The following is a 17,759-nucleotide window of genomic DNA, read 5'->3' on the forward strand; positions in this document are numbered from 1 at the left end:
CATGCCACGGGATGACAGCGCCTTACATGAACTTCTTGGGTGAGAACTGCCGAGCCTGCGGCAAACGATCCGCCGTCTGCACCGCCGCCGTCATGATCCGATCCGCGTTGACGGGGCCAAGGTTTTCACACACCGCCACATAAACTTGGTGAACCAATTCGGAAAGTTCTTTGGCTTGAGCATCGACCTTCCAAGCCTTGAATTCAGGCTCGGCCCAAGCCTCACGGATTTGCTGACGCAAACCCGTGGGCAGGCGTGAACGTTCCAGCTCCAGCAACACATCACTGCGCACCGGACCAAAGTCAGCGGCGTGATGACTTTGAAGTCGCTCAACCAAGTCGTGCATCAAAGCGGCAAAGACCTCGACTTCGGGCGCTTTGGGCACTTGGGGCGGCTCCATCACCACGGGCTCCACCGCAACAGGCGTTGTCTCCGCCACCCCCGACGCCACGAGCGGGATCACCGGTACGGCAACAGGCACAGGGATGGGCACCGGCGTTGGCACCACCAGGGGCGGCGGCGGCGGCACCGGCACCGACCACGCCGCCGGTGCGACGACGGGTTGGCGCAGATGCTGGCGGGCCGCCATCATCATCGGCAGCGGATCAAGCGGCAGCTCATCCTCCGCCTTTTTGAGCGCCCCGAAAAACCCCGGATACAGCCGCTTGGCCGTCCCCGCATCCAGCCCGTTTTTGCGCACCACTGTGTCGATGTAGCGGATCACATCGGTCACGTTGTCGCTGCGCAAAGAGTCGTGCAGCACGAACAAGGCATCGAGCAAGGCAGCTTCGTCAAGGACTTCAGAGAGCACCGCCACAGCGGCCCGACGACGAACAGAAGAGCTGTCGAGTGCCATGATTTACTCCCCCATCTTCAGTTGAGCGGGTGAATTCTGGAATTCGGGATAGCCCAACTCGTTGTGTTCGGTGTAGTCAAGGCCACGTTGTTCATTCAACGTCGAAGTCCGCAGACCCATGACCTTGTCGAGGCCCTTGAACATCAACCAAGCCACCGGCAAAGCCCAAGCCAAGGAGGCCAAAGCACCGACCAGCTGGACCCCAACGCGTTGAGCACTGAACAGATCGCCTTCAAAGAACAAGCCCGCAGCGATCAGCCCCCATGTACCACCGATACCGTGAACGGCAATTGCGTCCACAGCATCGTCGATCCGCAAGGCACGGATGCGTTCAGCACCCCAGACACACAAGACACCGGCCACGATGCCCGTGACCATGGCCGTGACCGGATTGAGCGTCCCGGCACCCGCAGTGATCGACACCAAACCGCAAAGGCTACCGTTGATCGAAGCACTCATCAGCACCGGGCGACCCGTGAAACGCTGGAAGGCCAAGGCACCCACACCACCGGCACAAGCACCCAAATAGGTGTTGATCAAGACGGTGCCCAAATTGGCGCTATCAAGTCCGCTGACGCTGCCGCCGTTGAACCCAAACCAGCCCAGCCAGAGGATGAAACCACCCAAAGCCACCATCGGCAGGTTGTGCCCGGGAATATCGTGTGCTTCACCGCTCTTGCTGTAGCGTCCCAGACGCGGGCCAAGCACCAGCAAACCCGCCAACGCACACCAAGCACCGATCGAGTGCACCACGCCGTCACCGGCGAAATCGACAAAACCCATCTTCTTGAGCCAACCAGCATCGTTCCAAACCCAGTGGGCGTAGACCGGATAGATGACCAAAGACATCAGGGCCGCAAAAGCCAGATAGGCGCCGTAGCGCATCCGTTCAGCCACGGCACCCGACACGATCGACACCGCGGTGGTGGCGAACATCATCTGGTAGATCATGGCGATACCTTGAGCCGGCTTGGACTGCACCAAAGCAAAGTCGCCTACCCCAAACAGACCGTTGAAGCTCGGTCCAAAAGCCAAACCCCATCCTGTGGCCCAGAAAATGATCCCGACCAGACAGGTCCCGAGATACACCTTCATGATCACGTTGATCGAGTTCTTTGCTCTGGACAATCCACCCTCGACCAAAGCGAAACCCGACTGCATGAAAAACACCAGGGCCGAGCATATTGCGACCCATGCCAAGTTGATTAAATCAACGGCTGAAGGAGACATGAAAACACCTCTTAAGGTTGACTAGGTGTTTCTACTTATTCATGATTCATGCCAAGTCGAATGTAAAAATCTATATCTTATGGATATGAAAGAAGTGCAAAAATCATCACAACTGATATCGATTGGATATTTGAATTTCGCGATAAATGTCTCAAAGTGGCAAATTACAACAGTTATATATTTGGTGCATGCAACTTTTCTGATGCACCACAACCATGCAAAATCATCCCATACCGCACCAGCATGTATCCCGGCACCCCAATCTCAAGCGGCCATAAAAAAAGGCCGAGCTAGCTCGGCCTTTTCGATGCAGGGATCAGCTGATTGAATCAGCTCACCCCATCAACGATCAACGATCACTACGACGCGGAGCGCCGGGACGACCCGAAGGCGGACGACGACCTTGGCGATCACCGAAGGCAGGACGGTCACCAAACGATGGGCGGTCGCCGAAAGCGGGGCGATCGCCAAAGGCAGGACGGTCACCACGATCCCCAAAGGACGGGCGATCACCGAAGCCACCAGGACGGCTGTTGCCCCCCGGGCGATAACCGCCACCGTTGCCACCAGGGCCACCAGAGAAGCCACCGGGACGACCCTCGCGACGTTTTTCCATCGACGGCATCTTCGGCTCAAGACCGGCCACGACCGTGGTCGGGATTGGCTGCGTGGTATAGCGCTCAATGCGACGAATCATCGGCGTATCGCGGCGCTCGGCCAAGGTGACCGCCAAACCGCTGCGACCGGCACGACCGGTACGACCGATACGGTGCACGTAGTCTTCAGCCTTGAGCGGCAGGCCGTAGTTGATCACGTGGCTGATGGTCGGCACATCGATACCGCGAGCAGCCACATCGGTGGCCACCAAGACACGCAACTCACCTTGGCGCAAGGCTTGCAGCACGCGGTTACGACGGCCTTGGGGCAGACCACCGTGCAACGCAGCCACAGCGTGACCAGCATCGGCCAAACGGTCGGCCAATTCATCGGCGTCGCGCTGGGTGCTGGTGAACACCACGGCTTGATCCAGCTCTTCGCCGGTCAGCAGATGGTCAAGCAGGGCATTTTTGTGACCAATGCTGTCAGCCCAATGCAGACGCTGTTCGATGTTGGCGTGACGATCGGTGTGGCTGGCCACATCGATACGCTGTGCTTGACGCGTCAGACGTTGAGCCAAGCCACCGACCTGACCACCGAAAGTGGCGCTGAACATCAGGGTCTGGCGACCTTCAGGCACTTGCTCGGCGATGGCCGAGATGTCGTCGATGAAACCCATGTCGAGCATGCGATCAGCTTCATCCAAGATGAGCATTTCCACATCGCTCAAAACAGCTTGACCGCTGCTGAGCAAGTCAAGCAGACGACCCGGGGTCGCGATCAACATGTCGGGCGAATTGCGCAAGGCATTGATTTGCAAGCCGTAAGGCACACCACCCACCACGCTGGCCACGCGCAGGCCACGGATACCGCGACCATATGTGACCGAAGCTTTGGAGACTTGGAGCGCCAACTCACGGGTCGGGGCCAGCACCAAAACACGGGGACCCGTTCCACGGGCACCGTTGCCTTGGGCGTTGTCACGCTCGCCAAAACGACGACCGCCAGGGCCCGGACGGCCCGGACGACGACGGGCACCGGCGGGCTCAGCTTGTTCAACCGGAGTAGCGCCTTCTTGACCGGCAGCAGCACGCGCCGCAGCGTGGGCAGCTTCTTGAGCTGCGCGGATGGCCAAGATACGTTGCAACGAGGGGATCACGAAAGCAGCCGTCTTGCCGCTACCAGTACTGGAAGAAACCAGCAAATCATGACCGGCCATCGCGGCAGGAATGGCGCGCAGCTGCACTTCCGTCGGTGTGGTGTAGCCAGAGGCTTCCACGGCTTCGAGGACTGCGGGGGCCAAATTCAAATCGGAAAACTTCATCAAAGGTCCTTCTGACATATTTTTCAGGCAAGGCAGCAGCGGCTCAATCGATGACTGAACCAAATGCCACCAGCCGCACCAGAGATGGTGCGGGATAGGGTGGGTCGCTTCGCAAAATCGCCCAAGGGCCGATAGCGACGGCATCGCCGCCGACCGGGCTCGGGATTTGGGTAGCTCACCCGCTTGGGGTGCCCATCCTGAAAAGGTCAGAGGGGATGAACGAAACGCTGCCGCATGTGCAGCGCAAGAGTGGGATTGTACCAGCTTTTGTGGAGCTGGTGATCACTTATAACAACTTAAACAATCAGTTCACCGTCACGGTATAAGGCACGGTGGTTGAACCCCCCGCATACGGTGTCGTGCAGTTGGCATCCGAATACGCTTGAACCGTCAAAATGCCGCTCAGGACGCCCGGGATCACGCCCGGAAACGCCGGAAGCGGTGGCAAATCAGGCGCCACAGAAAAGGCGCCATTGCTGGCTTGTGCAAGCAACCGGACCTGCGTGAAGTAACCCGCTGAATCTGACAAGGTGATGCACGGCAAGGTGGTCACCGTTGCCCCGCTGACCGCCCAAGTTCCTGTCAACGCCGCCAACGTTGCCGCCGTATTGACCGGGACCGAGGCTGTCACACGGGTCGTTGACGTGATCGTCACAGTCGCTGTGACCGTTGTCGTTGTTCCACCACCGGTCGTGCCTCCGGTCGTCGTGGTTGTGCAGCCACCGTGCTCACAAGCCTCACCACCCTCACCACCACCCCCACAAGCCACGAGCACCGCAGAAAGAAGACTGGTAGCAATCCACTTGATATTCATCACGAGACCTTTTGACAATAGACGGGGTGGCTGAGCGCAGACCTTCGAACGGATGGAAATTTAAGATCTTCACCTTTGTAAAAACTTAGCAACAACGCACCCCTTCAATTCCGTCAGCGTCAAGCCTCGACTTCTTCACACTTCGCTGCTTTTTTTGCCTTCATCCGATAGCGCCACTCCCGCAAAGCATGCTCCATACGAAAACGCCACGCTGGCTTGCGCAGGGTACTCCATGTCATCGGTTCATTGATGGTGGCCAAGTTGAGCTTGTAGCGCGAGTCCCCGGCCATAAAGTCATAGACCATGTGACCCAAAGCCGCATTGTGCTGAACAGCCAAGGCATGGGCAACCAACCCCGGTCGGCCATGTTTTTCAATCAGCCGATAGTCAAATCCAGATTGATAGAAATAGATGCGCCCTGATTTCACGAAGCTATACAGATAAGCCATGTCTCGCTCACCTGCTGAAATTCTAAGGATCTGAATCTGCCCGCGCGGTAGATTCTCTTCAATCAAGCGTTCATGAAATCGTTTGAAGAACGGATTACTGAAAGCCCCAGGCTCCCCCCGCTCCACCCAATGCTGCTGATGCATTTCTGCCAAGCGTGACAAGAAATGATGCGCTTGGGCCACATCTTGAGCCTCATGAACGACCAGCGGACCGATGGTTTGGTATTCCTTGATACTGCGTCGAATTTGGGAGCGTGTGTTACTGCTGAGCAACGCTAAATAATCACCTTGCCGCTCGCGCACCGCTTCGAGATTGACGCCATACGAGGTGCGGGTGCGATTGCCACGATACAAGGCCGGCAAAGTCTGCTCAGACAAACCCGATCCCGCTTGCCCAGGAAGCAGCAGTTCACTGGCCCCAGAGGTGTGCTTCACCCAATGCACCAGCATGGCTTCGCGCACGACGTCCGCCAGCACGGTATCGAGCAAGAAGCCGTTGTGCTCAATGGTCAAGATGTCGTAGTCCGGATCACCCGTTTCGTGCAGATGCCAACTGTCACAAAAAGGCAGGCCAAAACGCTGCCGAGTCCGACGAACCAACAGCGCCAACCCGACCGTACGCCCCGATTGGCGGGCGCGAAGCCATTGAGGCTTCACGTTCGCGGGTAACAAGGCAAGCCAGCAGCCGATCCACGACCACGAGGTAAAAAAACTTGGCTCAGCGAAGACCTCCAACGCTTGCCACTCTGCTTCTAGCTCGGCTAACGCAGGCATTGGGCCTAAAAAAACGTCAATAGCCGCAATCTCTTCAGATGTTGAACTGTTCATGCATCAATCTGTTCTGAATCAAACACCACCGATCACTCTCAGATTGTTTGATCTGACCGTGACCCCTCCAAACTTAGGTCCCCAGAGTAACGCAGCCTTCTGCGGGGAACGTATCCACAAAGACACAATCGCAGCGTGATCAAGGCTCTGCGTGCCCAATATCCCCGAAACCCTCAAGCGATTGATGTGCCATGACCACGCTGACTCCTGAGCTGACTGCCCTCCAACAAGCATGGGCCAAGGCCGCATGCTTTGTGATCCTTGATCTTGCAAGCAGCGATCACACCCAAAACTTTTTCAGCACGTGGGCAGCTTGGCGAGCCGATCCACACCGCTGCGAGCAGCTCATCTTCATCACCCGACCGCAAGATCCCGCCACCTTCGCCCAATCTTTCAAAGAGCACCCCCTGGGGCCATGGCCTCCCACCACCCCTGATAGCCATCGGGTGTCCCTCGACGAGGGTCACGTCCACGTCCTGCTGCTGCTCTGGGGCCAAGATCTACGCCAAGCTCTGCGGCAGTTGCATGCCAAGGTGGACGCTTTCTACCTCAGCCCAGAGATGACGCAGACCCATCCCGAACATCGGGATCTTTTCAAATCGATCGCCAAGCTGGCGGTGCCCAACGCTTTGTTGCTGACCCCCAACCACCATGAGCACCCAACGAGGCAGCTGACACAACGCTTCTTGCCCCCTTCCCCTGCGGCATTTCGCCCGTCCCATCGAGGTCATCGACATGCGCTGATCATCGGTGCCGGTTTGGCGGGCTGTGCTGCGGCTTGGGCCTTGAGTGAGCAAGGTTGGACGAGCACCGTGCTCGACAGGGAGGCCGAGCCGGCCCAAGCCACCTCCGGCAATCTGGGCGGCTTGATGCACGGCACCTTCAACGCCCCGGACAGTTTGCATGCCCGCTGGTTTCGGGCCGCTGCTATCCTCACCCATCGCTTGGCCGCCCCCGCCTTGGCCGCTGGGGACATCCAAGGCCAACTGGACGGTCTGTTGCGGCTTGAACCGAGGCTCAACGCGGCCCAAGCCCAAGCTCAGCTTGATCACGTGGGGCTGCCGACGGACTACATCCGCTGGCTGGATCGCGACCAAGCTTGCACGCGCACAGGGTTGAATCTCGCCAGCGGCGGCTGGTGGTACACCCAAGCCGGTTGGCTGGCGCCGCAAAGCTGGGCACGCTGGCTGCTGGCTCAAGCCAAACGTCGCAGCCAAGCGCAGTTCATCGGCCAAACCCACGTTGCGCGTCTTGAACGCGCTGACCTGAGTCCCAACGCGCCTTGGCAAGCTTTTGACGCCGAGGACCGCTTGCTGGCTGAAGCCCCGGTGGTGGTGGTAGCCAATGCTTGGGATGTTCACCGACTGCTGCCCAGTCACGCACGAATCCCGCGTTTGATGCGCGTACGTGGTCAGACCAGCGTGCTTGGAGGGGCAACGCCGGGGCTACATCCGCCCAAAGTGCCGCTTTCGGGACAGGGCTACGCCTTGCACCTGCCCGATGGCCGTGTCTTGGCGGGCGCCACGAGTCAGGAGAACGATCTCGACCCCAAGCTGCGCTTGCTGGACCATCAACTCAACTTGGAGCGCGCCATGGGTTTGGGGGTCATCGACGATGCTCACACCGCCCTCACCCATCCAGCGCTGAATTTGAGCGGCCGGGTCGGTTGGCGCGCCATGAGCACCCAACGCCTGCCACTGATCGGCCCACCGCTGGACACCATCGCCTTGGCACAAGCTCAAGCGCGTCATGCCCGGCTCGACAGCCCGCGCATGCGACCACGCTGCCACAACGCGCACCAAGGGCTTTATGTGCTGACAGGCTTGGGCTCAAGGGGATTGACCAGCGCGGCGCTGGCAGGTCAGGTGCTCGCGGCTTGGGTCACCGGAGCCCCGTTTCCGATTCCATCCGATCTGCGTGACGCCGTGGATGTGGGGCACATGACCGACTGAATTTGGAGCGGGCGATGGGGATCGAACCCACGTCTTGAGCTTGGGAAGCTCAGGTCCTACCATTGAACGACGCCCGCTTTAGAGCCGCAGATTATAGCCATGGCGATCCGTCGATAAGCGCTGCTTGGGTGCGGATGGCGCAAAAAAATCACAGCATGGGCAACGCTCAATCAGGCCTCCGGCAAAATGGCGGCCCTTCGCATTCCATCCTTGGCACCATGACCGATCCCGTCCAGCCCACCTCGCACCCGATGCGCCAGATCCGCAGTTATGTTTTGCGCGCCGGCCGCATGGGCAGCGGTCAGCAACGGGCACTTGAAGAGTTGGGGCCGCGTTTTGTGGTGCCCTTTGAAGCCACCCCCGCGAACTGGGACACCATCTTCGGGCGCACAGCCCCTCGGGTGCTGGAGATCGGCTTTGGCATGGGCCAAGCCACGGCAGAGATTGCCCAAGCTCGACCCGACACCAACTTTGTCGGCGTAGAAGTGCATGTTCCGGGCGTGGGTGCGCTACTCAAGCTCATTGAAGAGCGCCAGTTGAGCAACTTGCGCATCCTCAATCACGACGCCGTTCAAGTCTTGGACCAGATGATTGCCCCAGCATCGCTTGCCGGGGTGCATGTGTTCTTCCCGGACCCTTGGCATAAGAAGAAACACAACAAGCGCCGCCTGATCCAGCCCGAATTTGTCGCCAAGTTGGTGTCCCGGTTGGCACCCGGTGGCTACTTGCACTGCGCCACCGATTGGCAAGATTACGCCGAGCAGATGCTGGCGGTGTTGAGCGCCGAGCCCGGTTTGGTCAACAGTGTGGCCGATGGTGGCTACGCGCCGCGCCCAGACTACCGCCCCTTGACCAAATTCGAGGCCCGAGGCTTGCGCCTGGGCCACGGAGTCTGGGATCTGGTCTTCAATCGTGCCAGTTGATCACGCCGGTTGAGGCTGTCACCAACACCACCACACCGAAGGCGATGCGGTACCAAGCAAAGGGCACAAAGTTGTGCGTAGCGACATAGTCCAGCAACCAGCGCACGCACAGCCAAGCGGCCGCAAAGGACATGACCAAGCCGACGATAAAGATCGGCGCATCCGCCATCGACAGCAGCGCCCGTTCTTTCCAGAGGGTGTAGCCCCCGGCACCGATCAGGGTCGGGATGGCAAGGAAGAAGCTGAAGTCAGTCGCTGCTTGGCGTGAAAGCCCGAGCAGCATGCCGCCGATGATGGTGGCCCCGGAGCGACTCGTGCCCGGCACCATCGCCAAGCACTGCACCAAGCCGACTTTCAAGGCATCCATCGGTTCCATGTCATCCACTTCAGCGATACGCACCGTGGCTGCGGTGCGTTTCTCGGCCCAGAGGATGATGAAACCGCCCAAGATGAAGGTCGCAGCCACCACCCACGGCGTGAAGAGGTGTTCTTTGATCATCTTGCCCAAGAGCAAGCCAAAGAAAGCAGCGGGCAGAAAACCAATACCCACATTGATGGCGAAGCGCTGCGAGCGGGAATCGGAACCCAGGCCCGCCATGGTTTCGCGCAATCGATGCCAATAGACCAGAATCACCGCAAAGATCGCTCCCGTTTGGATGGCGATATCGAAGACCTTGCTCTTTTCATCGTTGAACCCGAGTAGAGCCCCGGTCAAGATCAAATGCCCCGTGCTGGAGATGGGCAAAAACTCGGTCATGCCTTCGACCAAGCCCATCACCGCAGCTTTGCCTAACATCAAAACGTCCAAAATGCGCTCCCAAAAGTGCTGACATCCCTTGCCTGCGAGACAAGTTAGCACAGGGCTTCGATGGCCCTGTGGTGCCTTTGCAAGGGGTTTCTAATTCGCGCGAATCGCGTGATTTACGTCGGAAACAAGCTGTGTGCGCTGTATGCGTCCACAGCTTGCTGACTTATCCGACCCAACGACGTGCGTTGCCGAACATGCGTTGCCACGGGCTGGAGGCGCTGACATCGCCGGAGGTCCAGCTCATCTGCACGTTGCGGAAAACCCGCTCCGGGTGCGGCATCAAGACCGTGAAACGGCCATCCGCCGTGGTCACCGAGGTCAGACCTTCGGGGCTGCCGTTCGGGTTGAACGGATAAACCTCGGTCGGCGCGCCGGTGTGATCCACAAAGCGCATGGCGCGCTGCACCTTCAGCGCATCCCCACGCTGCGAGAAGTCGGCAAAGCCTTCGCCGTGGGCCACCGCGATCGGCAGGCGGCTGCCTTCCATGCCCTGGAAGAAGATCGAGGGGCTGGCCAAGATCTCAACTTGGGAGAGGCGCGCTTCGAACTGCACGCTTTGATTGCGCGTGAACTTCGGCCAGTCTTGCGCACCGGGGATGATCGGTGACAGCGCCGCCATCATCTGGCAGCCGTTGCACACGCCCAAGGCAAAGGTGTCGCTGCGACCGAAGAAGGCCTTGAACTGCTCGGCCAAGACCGCGTTGAACATGATCGAGCGCGCCCAGCCTTCACCGGCACCCAGGGTGTCGCCATAAGAAAAGCCCCCCGCAGCCACAAAGCCTTGGAACTGATCCAAGCGAGCCCGACCGGCTTGCAGATCGCTCATGTGGACGTCGAAGGTATCAAAGCCCGCTTGGGCCATGGCGTAGCTCATCTCAACGTGCGAGTTGACGCCCTGCTCACGCAGAATCGCCACCTTGGGACGAGTGAGATTGAGGAACGGCGCGGCCACATCCTCGGCCGGATCGAAGCTCAGGTGCACATGCAAGCCGGTGTTGTCCGGCGCACCGGCAGCGGCGTGTTCGCTGGCCGTGCAGCTCGGGTTGTCACGCAAGGCGGTGATGCGTGCGCTGACATCGTCCCAAGCTTGGTGGAGCTGTTGCAGCGGCGCGGCAAACACCGACTTCGCGTCGCGCCAGACTTCGACCGCAGCGCGGTCGTTGGTCTTGCCGACGACGTGGCTGTGCTTCGATAGGCCATGCGAGCGCAACGTTTGCAGCACCGTATCGCGCACGGCGGTCGGCACCTGGATCACCGCACCCAGCTCTTCGTTGAATAACGCTTTGAGCGTCAACTCATTGCGGCGCTCAGCCACTTGAGTGGCCCAGTTCTTGGTGTCACCGGTGTCGGCGCGGCTGTCCGTGATGCCGTCACCTTCGGTGACCAGCATGTCCACATTCAGGCTCACACCCACATGACCCGCAAAGGCCATTTCGCAGACTGAGGCCCACAGGCCACCGTCGCTGCGGTCGTGATAAGCCAGCAACTTGCCCTCAGCGCGCAGCTGATTGATGGCCGCCACCAAGCTCTTGAGCTGCTCAGGGCGGTCCACGTCCGGTACTTCATGGCCAAACTGATTCAGCACCTGCGCGAGCATCGAACCGCCCATGCGGTTCTTGCCGTTGCCCAGATCGATCAGGATCAAGCTGGTGTCCAAGCCGTCCGCCGAATCGGTCTTGAGCTGGGGCGTCAGCGTGCCACGCACGTCGTCGAGCGTGGCAAAAGCGGTGACGATCAACGAGACCGGTGCCACCACTTGCTTGTGAACCGGACCATTCGGGCCGCCATCGCTCCACTTGGTGCGCATCGACAAGCTGTCCTTGCCGACGGGGATGCCGATGCCCAGTTGCGGGCACAGCTCCATGCCCACCGCCTTGACGGTTTCATAGAGCGCGGCGTCTTCGCCCGCTTCACCGCAAGCGGCCATCCAGTTGGCGGAAAGCTTGATGCGGCTGAGATCAATCGGCGCGGCCAGCAAGTTGGTGATGCTTTCCGCCACCGCCATGCGCCCGGAAGCCGGTGCATCGAGGGCCGCCAGCGGGGTGCGCTCGCCCATGCTCATCGCTTCGCCACGGAAGCCGACGTAATCGGCCAGCGTCACGGCGCAATCGGCCACCGGCACTTGCCACGGCCCCACCATCTGGTCGCGGTGGCTCAAGCCACCCACGCTGCGATCCCCGATGGTGATCAAAAAGCGCTTCGAGGCCACGGTCGGATGCCGCAACACGCTCAAAGCCACCTCATCGAGCTTCACGCCGGTCAGATCAAGGGCTTGTTCGCTGCGGACCACGCGCTTGACGTCACGGTGCATCTTGGGCGGTTTGCCGAGCAGCACGTTCATCGGCATGTCGATGGGTCGCGTCATGGCCCCATCTGCGCCTGGACCGTCTTGCAAGATCAGCTCACGGTCGTCGGTGGCAACACCGATCACCGCAAACGGGCAGCGCTCACGCTCGGCCATGGCGGTGAACACGCCCAAGCTCTCCGGCGAGATCGCCAAGACATAGCGTTCTTGGCTCTCGTTGCACCAGATTTCCTTGGGGGCCAAGCCAGTTTCTTCCAGCGGCACCTTGCGGATATCGAAGGTCGCGCCCTTTTCGGCACCATCGACCAGTTCCGGGAAAGCGTTGGAGATACCGCCCGCGCCAACGTCGTGGATCGCCACGATCGGATTGGCCGCACCCAAGCTCCAGCAATGGTTGATGACTTCCTGCGCCCGGCGCTGGATTTCGGGGTTGCCCCGCTGCACCGAATCAAAGTCGAGCGATGCGGCGTTGGTGCCCGCTGCCATCGAGCTGGCCGCACCACCACCCATGCCGATACGCATGCCCGGGCCGCCGAGCTGGATCAGCAAGGTGCCAGCGGCAAACGGCAACTTGTGGGTTTGATCAGCGCTGATGGTGCCCAGACCGCCAGCGATCATGATCGGCTTGTGATAGCCGCGCGTCACACCCGCCACGTCTTGTTCATAGACGCGGAAGTAACCGGCCAAGTTGGGTCGGCCAAATTCGTTGTTGAACGCGGCCCCGCCCAGCGGACCGTCGATCATGATTTGCAAGGGGCTGGCGATGTGCTCGGGCTTGCCCAGCACCCGTTGTTCCCAAGGCTCGGACGTGCCGGGCAGATTCAGGTTCGAGACGCTGAAACCCGTCAAGCCCGCCTTGGGCCGAGAACCCCGGCCAGTGGCGCCTTCGTCGCGGATCTCACCACCGGCGCCGGTTGCAGCCCCCGGGAAGGGCGAAATCGCCGTTGGGTGGTTGTGCGTTTCAACCTTCATCAGCACGTGCACGATCTCATCGCGTTGACCGTACTGCGGTGCAGCGGTGTAACCCTGCGGCAACCAGCGCTGTGTCCTGCCGCCTTCCATCACCGAAGCGTTGTCGCTGTAGGCCACCACCGTGTGCTGGGGGCTGAGCTTTTCGGTGTTGCGGATCATGCCGAACATGCTGAGCGGCTGACGCTCACCGTCGATGCTGAACTCGGCGTTGAAGATCTTGTGGCGGCAGTGCTCCGAATTGGCCTGCGCAAACATCATCAACTCGACGTCGCTGGGGTTGCGCCCCAAGCCGGTGAAGGCGTTGACAAGGTAGTCGATCTCGTCACCCGAAAGCGCCAGGCCGAAGTCCTTGTTGGCTTTTTCCAAGGCACCCCGGCCGTGGCCCAACACGTCCACATGCTCCAGCGCTTGGGCCGGCTGTTCGTCAAAGAGGTGGTGCGCCGCCTCGTGCTCAAAAGCCACCGATTCGGTCATGCGGTCGTGCAGCAGAAGTGCGCACGCTTGCAGCTCTTCACGGCTGAGCGCCTTGGCCCCGCCCGTGAAGCTGTCCAACAGACTGTCCAGCAAGCCGCTTTTCAAGCTGAGACGGAACTCGGTCACGCGCTCGACACGGTGGATCGACAGGCCGCAGTTGTGCGCGATGTCGGTCGCCTTCGAGGCCCACGGCGAGACCGTGCCCAGACGCGGCATCACCACGATCAGCACACCGTCATCACCGCCTGCGTCACCCACGCCACCTTGATACGGATCGCCGTAATCCAGCAAAGCCGCCAAGCGCTGGGTCTCGGTCGGCGCCAAAGCGGCATCGGTCCAAGCCCAATGCACATGACGCGCCGCCACCGCTGTGATGCGCGGGCTCACAGCTTGCAAGGCGCTCAGCAGAGCTTGCGCCTTGAAGCTCGACAAGGCGTTGCCGCCTTGGAACGACAGGATGTGCTTACTCATGCCAACTCTTCCTTGCGCAGGCTGACGATGGGTGCCAGCACGGTCGGCAGGGCTTGCATCTTGGCGATGGCCGCGCGCATGCGCCCTTCCACGGTCTGGTGCGTCAGGATGATCAGATCGGTCTGATCCTCGCCTTCGCTGGGCTCGCGTTGCAGCACGGCGTCGATGGAGATATCGCCTTCGGCCAAGATCGCTGTGATGGCCGCCAGCACACCCTTTTGGTCAGCAATGCGCAAGCGCAGGTAGAAGGCGGTCTGGACCTGCTCAATCGGCAGGATCGGCGTGGCGTGCAGCGCATCGGGCTGGAAGGCCAGATACGGCACCCGGTGATCCGGATCAGCGGTGTGCAAGCGGGTGATGTCCACCAAATCAGCGATCACGGCTGAAGCGGTCGGCTCGGAGCCGGCACCCTTGCCGTAGTAAAGCGTCGTGCCCACAGCGTCGCCATGGACCATCACGGCGTTCATGGCGCCTTCGACGTTGGCGATCAGGCGCTTGGCCGGGACCAGCGTCGGGTGCACGCGCAACTCAATGCCGCTGGCACCGTCGTCCTTCAGATCGTCACGACGCTTGGCAATGCCGAGCAACTTGATGCGATAGCCGAGCTGTTCGGCATAGCGAATGTCCGCCGCGCCCAGCTTGGTGATGCCCTCAATATGAGCCTTGTCAAACTGCACCGGAATACCGAAGGCCAGCGCGCTCATCAAGGTGGCCTTGTGCGCGGCGTCCACGCCTTCGATGTCGAAGGTCGGGTCGGCTTCGGCGTAACCCAAGCGTTGTGCTTCTTTGAGCACGACGTCGAAGTCCAAGCCCTTGTCGCGCATCTCACTCAGGATGAAATTGGTGGTGCCATTGATGATGCCGGCCACCCACTCGATGCGGTTGGCGCTCAAGCCTTCACGCAGCGCCTTGATGATCGGGATGCCCCCGGCCACAGCCGCTTCAAACGCCACCACCACGCCCTTGGCGCGGGCGGCGGCAAAAATCTCCGTGCCATGCACGGCCAGCAAAGCCTTGTTGGCGGTGACAACGTGCTTGCCAGCGGCAATGGCTTCGAGCACCAGCGCCTTGGCGATGCCGTAGCCACCGATCAGCTCGATGACGATGTCGATCTCGGGATTGGCGATGACTTCACGGGCATCCGCCACCACGCGGGCGCTGGAGCCAACGATCTCACGGGCGCGCTCGACGTTGAGGTCGGCCACCATGGTGATCTCGATGCCCCGGCCCGCACGGCGACGAATTTCTTCCTGGTTGCGAGTCAGCACATTGAACGTGCCCGAACCAACGGTACCAATGCCGAGAAGGCCAACTTGAATGGGTTTCATGGATACGCAGATCAATCAAAAAGAAGAAAAAATCAGGTGCCGTGCCGACGGCGATACCCATCAAGGAAGCGCGCAATGCGTCCGATCGCTTCGGCAAGGTCGTCTGAATTGGGCAAGAAGACCAAGCGGAAATGATCCGGGTTGGCCCAGTTGAAGCCGGTGCCCTGCACGATCAAGACCTTTTCCTCGGCCAAGAGCTCGTAGGCAAAGTTTTGATCGTCCTCGAAGGGGTACATCTTGGGGTCGAGGCGCGGGAACATGTAGAGCGCCGCCTTGGGCTTGACGCAACTCACGCCCGGGATCTCGGTCAACAACTTGTGGGCCAGATCGCGCTGGCGGCACAGCCGCCCCGTCGGCGCCACCAAATCCTTGATGCTTTGGTAGCCGCCCAAAGCGGTCTGGATGGCCAACTGCCCCGGTGTGTTGGCGCACAGACGCATCGTGGCCAGCATGTTCAGGCCTTCGATGTAGTCGCGTGCATGGCGCTTTTCGCCCGAGACCACCATCCAGCCGGCACGGTAGCCACAGGAACGGTAATTCTTCGACAGGCCGTTGAAGGTCACAAACAGCACGTCATCGGCCAGGGAAGCGATGCTGGTGTGGGTGTTGCCGTCGTAGAGCGTCTTGTCGTAGATTTCGTCGGCAAAGACGATCAGCTGATGCTGACGCGCCACGTCAACGATCTCTTGCAACAAGCTTTCCGGATAGAGCGCGCCGGTCGGATTGTTCGGGTTGATCACCACAATCGCTTTGGTACGCGGCGTGATCTTGGCGCGGATATCGGCGATATCGGGCATCCACTCGCTCTGCTCATCACAGATGTAGTGCACCGGCGTGCCGCCCGACAGGGACACCACAGCGGTATAGAGCGGGTAATCGGGCGAAGGGATCAGGACTTCGTCGCCATCGTCGAGCAAGGCATTCATGCTCATGGCGATCAATTCAGAAGCGCCGTTGCCCAAGTAGACGTCATCGACCGTCACACCGGCGATGTTCTTCTCTTGGGTGTAGTGCACCACCGACTTGCGGGGGGCAAACAAGCCCTTGCTGTCGGTATAGCCAGCAGCGCGGGAAAGATTGCGGATCATGTCCTGCACAATCTCTTCCGGCGGCTCCAGCCCAAACACGGCCAGATTGCCAATGTTGAGCTTGATGATCTTGTGTCCGTCCTCCTCCATCTGGCTCGCCTTCTCGACCACCGGTCCACGGACGTCGTAGCAGACATTGGCGAGCTTGCTGGACTTGACGATTTTCTTGAGCACAAGGCCTCCTGGGTGCAAAAGTAGAATTTAACCATAGCAAGACTCTCGCAGACCACTGCACCCCACCCGTGAAGCTTCAACCTGAACGAATCGACGGCCTGAATGCGGTGAAGGCCTGTGATGCCCACAGCATCACCATCAACACCGAAACATGGACCCAAAGCTTGGTGATTCCCTCTCAAGGCGAGGTGTCGGCTTGGGGTGTCAACCGTTTTGACGACCTGCGGGCCGAGCATTTCGATCGACTGCTGGCGCTTGAGCCTGAGTTGGTGATTTTTGGTTCGGGCCAGCGCATGCGCTTTGTCTCACCTGCGCTGATGGCGGCGCTTTTTGCCCGGCGCATTGGCGTTGAAACCATGACCACGATCGCGGCCTGCCGCACGTACAACGTGCTTGTCAGTGAAAACCGTCGCGTGGTTTTGGCGGCATTGCTCGATGCTTAACGCAGGTGTTCTCCGGGTGTTGTACAGGTGTTCTACAGATGTTCACACTGAGCCACCGCCAACCCGAAGTCCGGGGGACTTATAATTAACGGTTTAGCGCCCCACCCTCACGAGGGCGTACACATCAAGCCATTGCATGACGCCAGCTCTCCACAAACCACTCCCGGAAATTGAAGCGAATGCAACCGGTGGTGTGAAATTCACACCGCAGGCGTTCGCAGGGAAAACCGTCGTTCTTTACTTCTATCCCAAGGACAACACACCCGGTTGCACGACCGAGGCGATGCAGTTCCGTGAACGGCATCAGGAGTTTGTCGACGCCGGTGCCATCGTTTTCGGCGTCTCGCGCGACAACATGGCCTCACACGACAAGTTCAAGGAAACCTTGGCCTTGCCCTTTGAGCTCATCGCCGATACCGAAGAAAAGCTCTGCCACATGTTCGGCGTGGTCAAGAACAAGATCATGTACGGCAAGAAGGTCAAAGGCATCGAACGCAGCACCTTTTTGATCGACACCGACGGCATCTTGCGTGCCGAATGGCGTGGCATCAAGGTCGCAGGCCATGTCGATGAGGTCTTGGACGCTGTCAAAGGTTTGCAGCAAGCCGTCGTTTGACCGTGTTTGAGGAGGCATAATCGTCAGCACCATGCGTGTGACGATCCTCTTGCATGACCCCCTCCCCAAAAGCCGCACGGTTTCCGTGCGGCTTTTTTCATGCCCTT

General features: G+C 60.0%; 13 protein-coding genes and 1 tRNA gene. 4 read left to right on the forward strand and 10 right to left on the reverse strand.

Going from position 1 to position 17,759, the window contains the following annotated elements; genetic code table 11:
* Window positions 1-22: 22 nt before the first annotated feature.
* The 5 genes from AB3X39_RS06315 to AB3X39_RS06335 form a co-directional block, all read right to left on the reverse strand.
* The gene (locus AB3X39_RS06315; protein ID WP_369416512.1) at window positions 23-856 is read right to left on the reverse strand and encodes a hypothetical protein; all 834 of its coding nucleotides are present in this window, start codon (window positions 854-856) and stop codon (window positions 23-25) included.
* 3 nt (window positions 857-859) lie between these two features.
* Complete coding sequence (locus tag AB3X39_RS06320) at window positions 860-2,086, reverse strand: ammonium transporter (RefSeq protein WP_369416513.1); 1,227 nt, start codon at window positions 2,084-2,086, stop codon at window positions 860-862.
* 349 nt (window positions 2,087-2,435) lie between these two features.
* A complete protein-coding gene (locus tag AB3X39_RS06325) occupies window positions 2,436-4,007 on the reverse strand; it encodes a DEAD/DEAH box helicase (protein WP_369416514.1) in 1,572 nt (523 codons plus the stop codon).
* A 304-nt stretch (window positions 4,008-4,311) separates the two neighbouring features.
* Window positions 4,312-4,638 carry a hypothetical protein gene (locus tag AB3X39_RS06330; RefSeq protein WP_369416515.1) on the reverse strand — a complete coding sequence of 109 codons (327 nt, stop codon included), beginning with the start codon at window positions 4,636-4,638 and terminating at the stop codon, window positions 4,312-4,314.
* 302 nt (window positions 4,639-4,940) lie between these two features.
* Window positions 4,941-6,098 (reverse strand): GNAT family N-acetyltransferase, encoded by a 1,158-nt coding sequence (locus AB3X39_RS06335; RefSeq protein ID WP_369416516.1) that lies wholly within the window; start codon window positions 6,096-6,098, stop codon window positions 4,941-4,943.
* A gap of 191 nt (window positions 6,099-6,289) precedes the next feature.
* Here AB3X39_RS06335 and mnmC1 point away from each other — a divergent pair, with 191 nt between their 5' ends.
* A complete protein-coding gene (gene mnmC1, locus AB3X39_RS06340) occupies window positions 6,290-8,050 on the forward strand; it encodes an FAD-dependent 5-carboxymethylaminomethyl-2-thiouridine(34) oxidoreductase MnmC1 (protein ID WP_369416517.1) in 1,761 nt (586 codons plus the stop codon).
* Between the two features lie 3 nt (window positions 8,051-8,053).
* Here mnmC1 and AB3X39_RS06345 read toward each other — a convergent pair.
* A tRNA-Gly gene (locus AB3X39_RS06345) sits at window positions 8,054-8,127 on the reverse strand.
* A gap of 141 nt (window positions 8,128-8,268) precedes the next feature.
* On the opposite strand from AB3X39_RS06345, the gene trmB reads away from it, so the two are divergent.
* Window positions 8,269-8,973 carry a tRNA (guanosine(46)-N7)-methyltransferase TrmB gene (trmB, locus tag AB3X39_RS06350; protein ID WP_369416518.1) on the forward strand — a complete coding sequence of 235 codons (705 nt, stop codon included), beginning with the start codon at window positions 8,269-8,271 and terminating at the stop codon, window positions 8,971-8,973.
* Here trmB and AB3X39_RS06355 read toward each other — a convergent pair.
* The 4 genes from AB3X39_RS06355 to AB3X39_RS06370 form a co-directional block, all read right to left on the reverse strand.
* Window positions 8,957-9,781 carry an undecaprenyl-diphosphate phosphatase gene (locus AB3X39_RS06355; protein ID WP_369416519.1) on the reverse strand — a complete coding sequence of 275 codons (825 nt, stop codon included), beginning with the start codon at window positions 9,779-9,781 and terminating at the stop codon, window positions 8,957-8,959. The genes trmB and AB3X39_RS06355 overlap by 17 nt on opposite strands.
* Before the next feature lie 163 nt (window positions 9,782-9,944).
* Window positions 9,945-14,003: a phosphoribosylformylglycinamidine synthase gene (gene purL, locus AB3X39_RS06360; protein WP_369416520.1), complete on the reverse strand. Its 4,059-nt coding sequence runs from the start codon at window positions 14,001-14,003 to the stop codon at window positions 9,945-9,947.
* Window positions 14,000-15,331 (reverse strand): homoserine dehydrogenase, encoded by a 1,332-nt coding sequence (locus tag AB3X39_RS06365; RefSeq protein ID WP_369416521.1) that lies wholly within the window; start codon window positions 15,329-15,331, stop codon window positions 14,000-14,002. Before AB3X39_RS06365 ends, purL begins: the two co-directional genes overlap by 4 nt.
* Window positions 15,332-15,363: 32 nt before the next feature.
* Entirely contained in the window at window positions 15,364-16,593 is a 1,230-nt protein-coding gene (locus AB3X39_RS06370) for a pyridoxal phosphate-dependent aminotransferase (protein WP_369416522.1), read from the reverse strand.
* Between the two features lie 68 nt (window positions 16,594-16,661).
* Between AB3X39_RS06370 and AB3X39_RS06375 the strand changes: the two genes are divergently transcribed.
* Window positions 16,662-17,036: an Mth938-like domain-containing protein gene (locus tag AB3X39_RS06375; protein WP_369416523.1), complete on the forward strand. Its 375-nt coding sequence runs from the start codon at window positions 16,662-16,664 to the stop codon at window positions 17,034-17,036.
* Window positions 17,037-17,172: 136 nt separating this feature from the next.
* Window positions 17,173-17,652: a peroxiredoxin gene (locus tag AB3X39_RS06380; protein ID WP_369416524.1), complete on the forward strand. Its 480-nt coding sequence runs from the start codon at window positions 17,173-17,175 to the stop codon at window positions 17,650-17,652.
* The last annotated feature ends 107 nt before the right edge of the window (window positions 17,653-17,759 follow it).

This window comes from Leptothrix ochracea, from assembly GCF_041083635.1.
Classification (GTDB): Bacteria; Pseudomonadota; Gammaproteobacteria; order Burkholderiales; family Burkholderiaceae_C; genus Sphaerotilus; species Sphaerotilus ochraceus.

Excerpts from the sequence above, each read along its gene's own strand:
- AB3X39_RS06315 (WP_369416512.1), bottom strand. The coding sequence starts at position 856 with ATGGCACTCGACAGCTCTTCTGTTCGTCGTCGGGCCGCTGTGGCGGTG.
- AB3X39_RS06320 (WP_369416513.1), bottom strand. The coding sequence starts at position 2,086 with ATGTCTCCTTCAGCCGTTGATTTAATCAACTTGGCATGGGTCGCAATA.
- AB3X39_RS06325 (WP_369416514.1), bottom strand. The coding sequence starts at position 4,007 with ATGAAGTTTTCCGATTTGAATTTGGCCCCCGCAGTCCTCGAAGCCGTG.
- AB3X39_RS06335 (WP_369416516.1), bottom strand. The coding sequence starts at position 6,098 with ATGAACAGTTCAACATCTGAAGAGATTGCGGCTATTGACGTTTTTTTA.
- mnmC1 (WP_369416517.1), top strand. The coding sequence starts at position 6,290 with ATGACCACGCTGACTCCTGAGCTGACTGCCCTCCAACAAGCATGGGCC.
- trmB (WP_369416518.1), top strand. The coding sequence starts at position 8,269 with ATGACCGATCCCGTCCAGCCCACCTCGCACCCGATGCGCCAGATCCGC.
- purL (WP_369416520.1), bottom strand. The coding sequence starts at position 14,003 with ATGAGTAAGCACATCCTGTCGTTCCAAGGCGGCAACGCCTTGTCGAGC.
- AB3X39_RS06365 (WP_369416521.1), bottom strand. The coding sequence starts at position 15,331 with ATGAAACCCATTCAAGTTGGCCTTCTCGGCATTGGTACCGTTGGTTCG.
- AB3X39_RS06380 (WP_369416524.1), top strand. The coding sequence starts at position 17,173 with ATGACGCCAGCTCTCCACAAACCACTCCCGGAAATTGAAGCGAATGCA.